Raw genomic sequence first — 12,110 nt, 5'->3', positions numbered from 1 at the left:
TTAGTCCCCATTACGCAATGCCTGTAAATCCTTGTGAGATTTCGGGGCGCTTTTCAGCTTATCGATCAGCACGGCATCCGGCCCCGGCCCACCCTCTACATGATTTATCTCATTGAGGATATAATGGGTGATCGCCACCAGATCCGCGGTGTCAATAAAGTCCTGTGGTGGCATCACCATGCCATCAAAGCTGCTGTTACTGGTTTTTAGCGTACCGCTTAACCCGCTGGTGAGCACACCAGCAATATAGTCATTACGCTTGTCTCCCAATTTGGCCCACAGTTCAGGGTTATAGAGTGATGGCGCCATACCCTCAATGCCTTTTGCATTCTCACCGTGACACCCTGAACAGTTAGCGACAAACTTGTCATGCCCATCAAACGCACTGGCTGGCAAGGCATAGCACGTTACCACCAGAAGACAGGCTATCGCTGAGAGCCGCATTTTTTTACTCATTAGCGATTCCCACTAATGTTGCAACTGTGCAGTGGTAGCCTTTATTGGTATTCGCCATGCACCAGTTGATATCATTATGCAATCCCATACGGTAGCCAGGGCGCTCTCCTTGATTGTTAAAGCAGTTCACAGAGTTTGCTACCGTTGTCTTGCCACAACAGTCGTTATACGAGACCAGATAATTTTTGTTGTCATGCGGGTTACGGCAAGTACCGACCCAGGATGTTTTGGACGTTTCAGTGCCGACCGGACAAGTCGTAATGCTGCCACCAGAAGAGGAACAAAGGTTGCCGTCCAGTGCGCAGTAGCGCCAGTAGTTGCATTCATTTACATCTGCTGGTTTACCGGCGGCAAACGCTGATCCTGACGAACGATCGAAGGGCAGTAGCGGTAATACGCCCGCGCCGACGAGAAAAGCACCGGTTTTAGTCAAAAAATGGCGGCGACCAATATGGCGCGCGGAATGGCGTACACTTCTTTCCGATAGTTTGTCCAATAAACTAAAAAATTGTGAAAGTAATTTCATCGTGGTTCTCCAATATCGTTAATGATTGACGTTGAGCGCGCCTTTTTGCGCATAGTCTTGCAGGGAAGCGAAGCCGGTTTCTTTGGCGTTGAATAAACTTTCTAATTGTTCCCGATTATTAATCAGTCCTTTTGAGATAATTTTTCCCTGCTCGTCCAGCAATACCGCGAACGGTAATTTGGCAACCTGCCAAGCTATTCCCAACTCCGGTGATAATACATAGGGAATATCACCCAACTGCTGTTGTTCGATAAACGCACGATGCTGCTGTTCATCACCGTCGCTGGCCAGCACAATATCAAGCCATTTCGATTCGGATTTTTTGATACTGCCAATGACGGGATACAACACTTTGCAAATCGGGCAGGTGGGGGAAATGAACAGCACCAACTGATGCTTATTTTTCTGGCCCCCAATAGTTATCTCACCGTTATTCAGCGAAAGTAATCGGTAAATTGACGTTATTTCACCGGTCTTAGGACCATTATTATTTAGCATTGCTCCTACAGGAGTAATACGCTCAAAGAGCACCCCCACCTGACGTGATAAGGCAATAAAAGCAACAATTAATAAGAGAACTAAAACGGAAAGTATTCCAAGAACAAAAATAATTACGGTATTCATCGCGCCTCCTGATCATGAAGCGAATATCTGAAACGATTTATCAGATCGCTATTACGCATTAACTGTTCGGTAAGGAGGTATCCCATCCACAATATGAAGCCGGCAATAATCGCGGCGGTCAGTGTTGGTTGGCTGATAGGTACTGCTGGTAGCACGATCATCAGCACACACAGCATGATCAGGCAAAGGTTGCGCACCACGGTTTGCGGCGACACCATAATCGGGGTGCCACTGCAACCGCAGTCAATAGCGCGTTTACCACCGATAACACCAAGTATCATCATCAAGGTGTACAGTGCCAAAAGCATGAGGAATAGACTTTGCCCAAATACTGATGTTGCGGGGAATATTGCCAGCGCGGTAGCAGCTATTTCCAATGTCAGTAGCAGATAAGCGAGCGGCAGGCTGAATGGCTGTAGCAAATGATGATAATTCGCCACATAACCTGAAAAACGACGTACATCACTTCCTTTATGCAAGGCGGTTTGAATAAATAACAGAGCGATGAATGTTATTAGCATAAAGTGACATAGCGCCATTAGTTGGGAAGCCATACTAATAATCCACCATCAGAAATTGGTTGAATGTCCCTAATCTGGCTGCTTTTCCTACGACCTTCCCTGTAAATTGAGGACCGATGAAAATATATTTCAGCACCGTGCCGCCAGAGCCGCCCTCCCCTCCGCTCAGTGCGAATAGTTCTGGTTTTTGGGTTTGTGAAACGGCCAACGAAATAGTATCGACAGTTTTCACACGGGTAATTACCTTGCGGCTGGCCATATCAATTCCCCAGATCTCTTTTGCGCCATATTTATGGCTACCTTCCTTACCATTTGGGGACATAGTGATGAACATCAGATTATTGGGCTTATTGAAGGCAAGAATTTCAAAGCCCGTTGGTACCCAATGGCTTTTAATTCCTTTGGTGTAACTGAACTTATCGGTCAGTGTCACTTTTATCTCTTTGTCATTCAGCAGATACATATTGCCGTTGAAAGAGGTAAATATCAGCGTATCGCCATCCCGCTGTGAGCTGATAAACAACGGGTCTTTATCCGCGTCAAAAATAGTGTCGCTTTTGGTTACTTTATAATCTTTCTGGTCGGTAGCGATTTGATAGCTGGCAACAGTGCCATCACCGCATAACGCGCTGAAGCGATTATCATCAGCAGAAGGATAGATACCCCAGCATCCAGGCGTTGGAATTTCCAACAACGTATTACCGCTGGTGATGTCGATGACATTGACGGAGGCTGCGGGGGTAGCATTTTGCACAAAAGCATATTTTTCATTAGCCGATAACCTGAAGCTATTAATACTGGCCGATACTTGCGCCATCTTCGGTGACGTTGGTATTTCTTTGGTTAATGACAGAGTTTTCACATCGAATTGCTGGACGACGGCTTCTACTGGCCCCCAAACAATGCGCTTCGGGTATACCGAGGCGGTATAGAGTTGCTTGTTGTTCTTTGACAAAAGGAACTGTGCGATAAGGCCAGTGGAAATACTACCTTTTGTTTTCAAATCATCCGCAGACAGTACAGTAATGCTACTCGTGCCGCTCCAGCTTTGATCTATAACAAACAGACTTGGTCCTGACCTAAGCTCTTTTTCAACACTAATTCGTTCTGGTTTGAAAGGTGTTTCTGCTAGGGCTGGCGAGATAAGTATTACGGGAAACAAAATGGCGAACAGATAGGGCGGATGAATATTCCTTTTCATAAAATGACCTTTTATTAAAAATACTTTAAACATCTTAAAAGTGGGATACCATATCGACTCACACGAAGAAATAAGTGTCAGCACCAGAATATTTATAGCCTTAAAAATAGTTATTTATAGTTAATAATAAAATAACTGAGACATAACCATCCTTACAATATAGTTTCACCCATCAATAGTATGTAGGTTAAATTCATTTCATTTGTGGGATATTTTCCATTCAGTTACAACAAGAGGAAGCATGAAAGTGTTTCCCCTAATTTTCCGGCATTAATGGATCGTAGCGTGTAGAGAGCAACGGCATTCGGACCTTCCACCGTTTACCTCCTGCCAATAAGGTCAATACCTAGCCTATAGGCGTTTTCCCCTAGTAAAAAATTAACTATCTGTTTTGATATTCCTAAAAAAGTTCTGATGAATGCTAAGTTTACTCCCCTAAATAGCAGGTCGTTTTGTGAATTATTCTATTTATTCGTCCATTATAAAGAAAAAACGAGAATTAAATTTGTGTAATGCAACATATAACCGCTACGTGTTTATATAGCACATACGGACATAGGGAGTGGGTATATTTATTTTGCAATTCATCCTTTGTGAGCCAAGGTGGATCTTTAGTCTCAGTTAGTATAACCTATTATGGATACGGTTAAGATTATACTTATTGAGTTTTATATATTAAGACTTGAGGCGACTCTTCGCATTTTTTAATACTTGGCCTCACATTAATTTAGCTATGGAATGTATAAAAATATGGAAATATTTGACGTTAGTTATAAAATCTTAACCGACGGTCTCGCTAGTGAATTGTTTCTACTTAGGAAAAATGTATTTAAAGATAGGCTTAATTGGGCTGCCACCTCTATATATTAGGAATAACCGTTCTAATCAGTTGTAGCTCAACTGCAATACTTATAGCATGCTTGGCATTAGTTACTCCTAACTTTCTAACTACTTTCCCCATATGATTTTTTATTGTGGTTAGTTTTACTCCTAAAATAAGCGCTATTTCTTGATAGGATTTACCCACACTCGCCCAGTAAATAATTTCATTTTCACGGTTTGAAAAAATTTCATTTCCATTCATTTTATAATAGTTGTTCTTACTATTCAGATCTTTATAAAGTGAAGTCATTTTTTCGTGCGTGATCATCAATAGCAACTGAATATTACCTTTATCATCACCAATTATCTCCTCAACATCTATATTTTTATCAGCACTAAGAGAGAGAACGACCAAATTTGAATGTTGATCGTGTAGGACAAAGGTATATCCATTAATCATATTATACTCTTTTGCCATATCGAATAACCTTGGAAACTTAAGTATAATATTCTCATCCCAAGAGAATGGCATAATTCGATGTGCGGCCATGAGAAGAACAGGGTCTGTAAACTGGAAATTGTTTTGTGTATAAAATTCAAACCATTTCTTCCAATTGGAAATAACCACAAAATCAGATGGGTTCTTTTTATTCATTATTGCATATGCATACTTTATATCCCTATACTTTTCAAGTTTTTGTTCAAGTTGCTTCTTTATAGTAGTATTGATTAATTCGTTATTGAAAAATAACCTAGCCAATTTTCATCCTCCTTAATAAAAATTTTTCATTCATATTGCAGTATATGGAATGTAATTATTTCACCCCCCTAAAAATAACAATAACAGACTAATTTATTGCTCCGATTATTATAATAAATGTATGTTCATCCTATTATCTCTGCATTCTTTAAAAACATGCCCACCAAATTATTTATAATAATAGCACAGTTAAATATGCATAGGTCTGACATAGGAGAAGTTTAACAATCAATCTGACATTTTCACTTTACTATTATTTAAAGTTAATTATCCATTCTAAGGTACAGTCCTATATTGTACTTTAGTGTCCATCTATTGCTTATCCGTATCTGTATAATATTTAGAATAAGCTCATAAAACAACATTGTATTATGATGTTGTTTGTTAATGCTTGTATAGCATTCATGTATAAATCACATCAAAGGGAATACTATGATTAATAAAATACCGGACTGGCATCCTTCAGATATAATAGCGGCGATCCGAAAAAAAGGATCTACTCTCTCCGCTGTTTCGCGAAACTCTGGTTTAAGTTCATGTACTCTTGCAAATGCATTAACAAGACCATGGCCTAAAGGCGAATATATAATTGCAGAGTTTTTAAGTATACATCCATCGGAAATATGGCCTTCGAGATATTATGACAAGATTTCTGGGGAGAGAATTGATAGAAAAGTGAAAATTAGAAATAAGAGTAATAGTTGATACATGAGAAGTTAATCAGTATTTACAAATAAATATTCATTGCACTGTTTTCAGGATAAGTACTCGATAAGGAAGAGCAATGATCGCCTGACGTTGACCCGAGTCTTTGGTTCGGTTATTCGCTCTACAAGCGGGACACTTCCCCTGCGGAACTGCCGCCAGCGACGTTCAACTCTGCCGCTGGCACTTTGCCAATAACCTTAAACCAGCCTAACCGCTGGTTTTTTGCTTTCTGATGCCTATGCCGACTAGCACCGCCACTGTGCATCGCGAGCAGAAAAACCACGATCCGCCGAAAAAAATGTTAATCCAGTTTATCTGACGTTATGCTAAAAAATTTGTGATATCGCCCTATATTTATGGCATTACAGTGTATTAATCAGATTATAATCATAAAGCTATGGAACTATTATTGTTTGTATGAGATTTTTACTAGGCAAACCTCAGAAAAATAGGCTATGGCCTAACTTATTTTAAACGTCTTGTATCAAAAGTGGTGCGTACTGATGAATAAATATGATGATATTAAGCAGTTTAAAGATAAAATAGATATGCAAGACATTAATTATAAAGAAATATCTGAGAGTGAAAGCCAAAAAAGTGGATCTGCATGGGCATTAATAAAACAGATGTCATCGCAAGAGAACAATTCACTGCTAGAAAATGGTCGGACAACACAACCGACACCTCAGCCTATTTCAGCCTCTGAGTTTGCCGAACCTGACGCGCTACAAAAGATGAGTGGATCGCGGTCGGTCAATAATGACGTGTTACAGAATCCCAGAACAACCGCGCGCCCTGCCATCATGCAGTCGCTTTTCCCTGCGCCGATCACACCAGCGCCTGAGTCACATTCTGGGCATTCAACCGTCATTCAGCCTATGGCTGAATCAAAACCAGCTACCCGAATTTTATCCTCATCATCTGATAAGTTAGATTCAGATCATAAGACTGAATTTAAACATATTTTCTCGCCAAAATGGCCTCAACCGCATCAGGCTGATTTTGCCGAGTCCTCACGGGATATTCCTTTACAATCTCTGCTAGAGAGCATCGCCTTATGCCGTTAGTTTGTATATGTTCACCGAAAGGTGGTGTAGGTAAAACAACTTTTGCCGCCAATTTGGCACACTCACTGGCTCGCAGTGGTAGCAAAGTTTTAGTCATTGATTTTGATGTACAAAATGCGCTGCGCCTGCATTTTGGTGTGCCGTTATCAGATGAGCGCGGTTATGTCTCTGAATCAGACCATGCCTCCGACTGGAGCCAATTTATTCTTAAGGCTGGCACCAATACTTTTGTGTTGCCTTATGGTGATGTTGACGAAGCTAAGCGGCTGGCGTTTGAACACGAATTAATTTCTGACCCGCATTTTTTACAACGCGGGTTGCATTCAGTTTTGAATTATCCCGGATTAGTGGTCATTGCAGATTTTCCGCCGGGACCCAGCCCAGCATTAAAAGCCATGCAGGGCATTGCCGATATGCATTTGGTTGTGATGCTAGCCGACACCGCCTCTTTATCGCTGCTACCTCAGGTGGAGAAAGGCAAACTCATTGGCGCACCGCTAGATAATAAAGTAGGCACCTATTTTGTGGTTAACCAAAGTGATAATCGTCGCCAAATTAACCATGATGTATCGCAATTTTTTGAGCAGCGCTTGGGCGATAAGTTATTAGGGATGATCCATCGGGATGAGTGTGTCCCGGAAGCCAATGCTTCTCAACGTTCTATTATTGATTTCAGTCCCGTGTCAGCGGCAGCATTTGATATTGAGCTTATTAGCAAAAAAATTGCTGCCATTTTGGGAATAACAATCGGTGGGGGTGAAGTTTACTCGACACCTAAACATGACTTATACAATTAGCGGTTGAATTCAATATGAAGAAAATTCATTTTTATCTTCTGTTATTACTGTTATTCCCGATTGCTATATTGGTTATCGTTACTCCGATGGACAGTAATAAACAGTATATCTTTGGGATATTCAGCATTGCAGCTTTCTTTTTGCTTGGCTTAAGCAAAAGCAGGAAAGTCACCATTGTGATGACTGTATTGTCATTCTTGATGTCATCTCGATATATCTATTGGCGGACGACTGAGACCCTTCATTTTGGCTCAGTGACCGAAACCATATTGGGTATTCTGCTTTACACGGCTGAACTCTATATTTGGGTGATCCTCTCACTTAGCTATTTGCAGACAATCTGGCCACTCAAAAGATCAATTGAACCCCTTCCCGAAGATACGAGTTTATGGCCAACCGTTGATGTTTATATCCCAACCTATAATGAAAGTCTTGATGTGGTCCGAGACACTATTCTTGCAGCTCAGTGCATTGATTATCCGAAAGAAAAATTAAAAATATATGTCTTGGATGATGGGAAACGCACTGAGTTCGCCGTATTTGCGGCGGATGTTGGGGTCGGTTATATCACGCGTAATGATAACCGCCATGCCAAAGCAGGTAATCTTAATCATGCGATGAAAATTACCCACGGTGAGTTAATCTGTGTTTTCGACTGCGACCATGTTGCCACGCGAGGCTTTTTGCAAGCAACAGTAGGCAGTTTTCTGGCTGACAAACGCCTCGCGCTGATACAAACACCGCACTACTTTTATTCTCCCGATCCATTTGAGCGTAATTTATCAACGGGTCGTAATGTGCCTAACGAGGGCGCACTCTTCTATGGCCCTATTCAGCAAGGAAATGATAACTGGAATGCCGCATTTTTCTGTGGCTCGTGCGCGGTCATTCGCCGCAGTGCCTTGGATGAAATTGGCGGTTTTGCGGTAGAAACGGTGACTGAAGATTCACATACTGCCTTGAAATTACAGCGTTTAGGCTGGAACTCTGCTTTTATTGCTATCCCATTGGCCGCCGGTTTAGCCACTGAGCGTCTAGCACTGCATGTCATCCAACGAACTCGTTGGGCGCGGGGGATGACACAAATTTTCCGGGTTGATAATCCCCTGCTAGGTCGCGGACTCTCTCTTCCTCAGAGATTGTGCTACCTCAACGCCATGATCTATTACCAATTTGGTTTGCCACGGGTCATATTTTTACTCGCCCCACTCGGCTATCTGCTCTTTAACCAGAGCATTATTGCCTCGTCAGCAGAGTTGATATTCGCTTACGTTCTGCCTCACTTAATTATGTCTCTTGCCATCAACTCTCGCAGTAACGGCCGTTTCCGCTACTCCTTCTGGGGTGAGGTTTACGAAACGGTGATGGCATTCCATTTGGTTATTCCAACCATTGTCACGATGATTTCACCTAAACGTGGCAAATTTAACGTTACAGATAAAGGCGATCTCCTCGATAAAAGCTTTTTCGATTTTAATATCGTCCGCCCACATATTATTGCGGTCGTTCTGATGTTTCTGGGTATTGTATGGGGCTTAATTAGGGTCGCAATGCCAGATTACTTTGGCGTTAATCCTAATGTTATTGCACTCAACGTGGCGTGGGCCACTTTCAGCGTTATCATCTTACTGGCTGCTATTTCTGTCGCGAGAGAGACGCGGCAGACACGTAAAACGATCCGGATTGATGTTCAAGTTCCCGCCATTATTCATTATGACAATGGAATATCACTGCGTACTCACACTCTCGACCTTTCAATGGGTGGCGTTCGTTTGGCAATTACCAAAGATAATTACCCGACGGAAGGAATCGAAGAGGTGGAATTACTATTACACCGAGGTGCCGTCAGCCTGCCCGTTAAGTTGATTAACGTGGAGCCAGAGGCTGTCCGTTTGATGTTTGGTGAGATCCCGTTGGATAAGCGCCGCGAGCTAGTTCGTATTGTATTGGCGCGGGCTGATGCATGGATTACTGATCCCCATCCTCAAGATCGGCCATTACATTCATTGGGTAGTATTGCCCGTTGCGCATTCGAACTCTTTTATTTGCCTTGGAAAGAGCGCCGGGCCAAGAAGAAAAATCGTGTTCTGCTGGAAAAAGGAAATGAGGCATGAAGGTAACATTGAGCAAACTATTGCCGTCAGTTTGGTTTGCCACTGTGATGGCCTCTTATTCTCTGATTTTTATTCCTGTCAGTGGGTTGGCTGCCGACACACATTCGGGGGCAGGACAAGAACAACAAACTTCAGATGCGGCAACTGAAGGTGATTTCCCTTTATTACCTCGTCCACAAAGTGATAGCCCAGTTTCAGAGGAGAGGGTGCCTCCGTCAGAGAATTATCCTGCGGCCGTGAGTGCACCGGAAGATCGCCTATTACCCGAAGTGCCGATCGCGCCAAATACGGATCATGCCACTCTGGTGACGCGCCCGGTTTCATATAATGCCATCGTGAATACCAATATTACCGTGAAGGATATGGGGCAACCCAACGGGCTGCTATTAAGTGGGGGTCAGTTGCAATCCGGTATTGTTTTCACTTTGCCAAATGACTTGGTGATTACTAACGCCAAGTTATCACTAGCACTCAAAATATCGCCGGAATTAGCGAGCAAAAATTACAGTTTGCAGTTAATGCTAAACGGGCAACCTTTAGGTGCGATACCACTGAATCAAACAAGCGATAAAAGCGCGATATATCAAGTTGATGTTCCCGCCGCGATGGTGGTTGCTACGAATAATTTGAGCATGAGCATTACTGGCGACAACAGTGCGTTGCAGTGCGAAACCGACCAATTGAATAAGTTCTGGGTAAGTATTTTACCGACCTCCAGTATTCATTTAGAGGGGCAGCAACTTAATCTTGGTAAGAATCTGGGGATATTCCCCCGCCCCTTCTTTGACATCATGCAGATGAAAGAGACCAAAGTGGTGATGGCATTCCCAGCCAATATCCGTGCTGATGTGATTGCCGCTGCAGCAGGGGTTGCCTCTTGGTTTGGTTATCAAGCCAATTACCGTGATATTGATTTCCCAGTGCAATTTGATTCATTACCTGAGGGGAATGGGATTCTATTTGGCAAGCCGGGCGAGCATATTGGGGATTTGGTCTTGCCGCCCAGCAATGGTCCGAGTCTGCAATTAATTGATAACCCGCAAAATCCGGTGGCTAAATTACTCTTGGTCATTGGCCGTAATGATGAAGAGTTACGACAGGCTGTATGGCGTTTAACATCAGCGGCACTCCCACAGGATGTCAGTAGTCTGGATGTTAAACCGCAATCTATTCCGAAAAGTCTAGCCTATGACGCCCCACGCTGGATTAATACGGAACATCCGGTATTACTGAAATCATTAGTGCCCAGCCTCGACGATCTGACCGCCAATGGCATATACCATGATGGCATTCGTGTGGGTTTCCGCGCAGCACCCGATCTCTTTATGTGGGATGGCGAAACCATTCCAATCCATATTGGCTACCGCTTCCCCATTGAAAATTGGATTGATGAGAATACCTCCCAGCTTAACGTGTCTATTAACGATACGTTTTTGTATAACTTGCCGGTCAATAAGAAGGGGCTGGTTGAATCCTTGTGGCGGGCAGTAGGCGGTGATACCCGTCAGGAGAGTTACACTCTACGGCTATCCCCTTATTTGATTTATGGCGATAACCAACTGGAGTTCTATTTCGCAATTAACCCGAAAGCGGGCACCCCGTGCAATTTATTAAATAACAACAATATTAAAAGCCGAATTGAACCAGATTCTTATATCGATTTGAGCCACACCCATCACTTTACCTTGTTACCGAATCTCTCATATTTTGTCGGCGCATCCTTCCCTTTCACCCGCTTGGCTGATTTCTCGCAAACCTTAATTATATTGCCGGAAAAACCGAGTAAAACTGAAGTGCGTACTTTACTGGATTTGGCTGCCCGCGCAGGTAATTCAACCGGTAAACCCATTATCCATGTCAACGTCAAGCTGGGCGTGCCAGATAATGCCTCCAGCGATCCGCTCTTTACCGAAAATGATATTTTGGTGGTCTCGGTGCTAGATAAGGCTAATTTCGCCCAGACGTTATTAACCGGAACATCATTCAGTCTGGATAATGGAGCGTTGTCGGTAAAAGAGCCGTCAGCCGTGGAAAAAGTCATGGATTACCTCACCGGCTTTTGGTTCCGTCAGCAAGTTGAAGCCGACCGCTACCTCTCCTCCACTGATAATTGGCGGGGTTTCCTGAGTTTCCGCTCTAGCTGGAATCCACAGAAAGTCGTGGTAATGGCAACCGCCACGGGTGATGACCAATTAGCCAATATTCATGGCGATTTGAAATCATCCACCGTTAATGCTGGGGTCCGGGGTGATTTAGCCATTATTACCAATGAAAATGGGGTGCGCAGTTTTAGCGTCGGGGAGCAGTTCCCTCGGGGGGAATTACCTTGGTATCAAATGATTGTTTGGTATGCCAGCCAGCATATTATAATTCTGGCACTCCTCGCCCTGCTAATTTCCGTCATTATTGGTTTGAGTATGTATGGCCTATTAAAACGCCGTGCTGCATTACGCTTGGGTAAAGATCCTGAAAAATGATAATAAAATTGTTGATGGCGTGGCCTTACTATTGCGA

The 12,110-nt window shown here is 43.1% G+C and carries 11 protein-coding genes; 5 read left to right on the top strand and 6 right to left on the bottom strand.

Annotated features, from left to right (window positions below):
• From HRD69_RS07520 to HRD69_RS07490, 6 genes are all read right to left on the bottom strand, one after another.
• Entirely contained in the window at nucleotides 1-456 is a 456-nt protein-coding gene (locus HRD69_RS07520; RefSeq protein ID WP_198431991.1) for a c-type cytochrome, read from the bottom strand.
• A complete protein-coding gene (locus HRD69_RS07515; protein ID WP_004873972.1) occupies nucleotides 449-982 on the bottom strand; it encodes a methylamine dehydrogenase light chain in 534 nt (177 codons plus the stop codon). Before HRD69_RS07515 ends, HRD69_RS07520 begins: the two co-directional genes overlap by 8 nt.
• Before the next feature lie 18 nt (nucleotides 983-1,000).
• Nucleotides 1,001-1,606 (bottom strand): thioredoxin domain-containing protein, encoded by a 606-nt coding sequence (locus tag HRD69_RS07510; protein ID WP_032813287.1) that lies wholly within the window; start codon nucleotides 1,604-1,606, stop codon nucleotides 1,001-1,003.
• On the bottom strand, nucleotides 1,603-2,160 hold the full coding sequence (locus tag HRD69_RS07505; RefSeq protein WP_204365650.1) for a MauE/DoxX family redox-associated membrane protein: 558 nt from the start codon (nucleotides 2,158-2,160) through the stop codon (nucleotides 1,603-1,605). The genes HRD69_RS07510 and HRD69_RS07505 overlap by 4 nt, the downstream gene beginning before the upstream one ends.
• Before the next feature lies 1 nt (nucleotide 2,161).
• The gene (locus tag HRD69_RS07500; protein WP_080544985.1) at nucleotides 2,162-3,328 is read right to left on the bottom strand and encodes an amine dehydrogenase large subunit; all 1,167 of its coding nucleotides are present in this window, start codon (nucleotides 3,326-3,328) and stop codon (nucleotides 2,162-2,164) included.
• Between the two features lie 859 nt (nucleotides 3,329-4,187).
• Nucleotides 4,188-4,910 carry a helix-turn-helix transcriptional regulator gene (locus HRD69_RS07490; RefSeq protein ID WP_004873976.1) on the bottom strand — a complete coding sequence of 241 codons (723 nt, stop codon included), beginning with the start codon at nucleotides 4,908-4,910 and terminating at the stop codon, nucleotides 4,188-4,190.
• 432 nt (nucleotides 4,911-5,342) lie between these two features.
• Here HRD69_RS07490 and HRD69_RS07485 point away from each other — a divergent pair, with 432 nt between their 5' ends.
• The 5 genes from HRD69_RS07485 (at nucleotide 5,343) to bcsB (ending at nucleotide 12,073) form a co-directional block, all read left to right on the top strand.
• Nucleotides 5,343-5,615 (top strand): helix-turn-helix domain-containing protein, encoded by a 273-nt coding sequence (locus tag HRD69_RS07485; protein ID WP_032813288.1) that lies wholly within the window; start codon nucleotides 5,343-5,345, stop codon nucleotides 5,613-5,615.
• 506 nt (nucleotides 5,616-6,121) lie between these two features.
• On the top strand, nucleotides 6,122-6,685 hold the full coding sequence (bcsO, locus tag HRD69_RS07480; protein WP_004873978.1) for a cellulose biosynthesis protein BcsO: 564 nt from the start codon (nucleotides 6,122-6,124) through the stop codon (nucleotides 6,683-6,685).
• A complete protein-coding gene (gene bcsQ / locus HRD69_RS07475; protein WP_032813289.1) occupies nucleotides 6,676-7,482 on the top strand; it encodes a cellulose biosynthesis protein BcsQ in 807 nt (268 codons plus the stop codon). The genes bcsO and bcsQ overlap by 10 nt, the downstream gene beginning before the upstream one ends.
• A 14-nt stretch (nucleotides 7,483-7,496) precedes the next feature.
• A complete protein-coding gene (gene bcsA / locus HRD69_RS07470) occupies nucleotides 7,497-9,596 on the top strand; it encodes a UDP-forming cellulose synthase catalytic subunit (RefSeq protein ID WP_004873980.1) in 2,100 nt (699 codons plus the stop codon).
• Nucleotides 9,593-12,073 carry a cellulose biosynthesis cyclic di-GMP-binding regulatory protein BcsB gene (gene bcsB / locus HRD69_RS07465; protein ID WP_071984816.1) on the top strand — a complete coding sequence of 827 codons (2,481 nt, stop codon included), beginning with the start codon at nucleotides 9,593-9,595 and terminating at the stop codon, nucleotides 12,071-12,073. The genes bcsA and bcsB overlap by 4 nt, the downstream gene beginning before the upstream one ends.
• The last annotated feature ends 37 nt before the right edge of the window (nucleotides 12,074-12,110 follow it).

The organism is Yersinia mollaretii ATCC 43969 (assembly GCF_013282725.1).
Classification (GTDB): Bacteria; Pseudomonadota; Gammaproteobacteria; order Enterobacterales; family Enterobacteriaceae; genus Yersinia; species Yersinia mollaretii.
The sequence above is the reverse complement of the archived record's forward strand: the minus strand, read 5'-3'. Positions and strand labels throughout refer to the sequence as shown.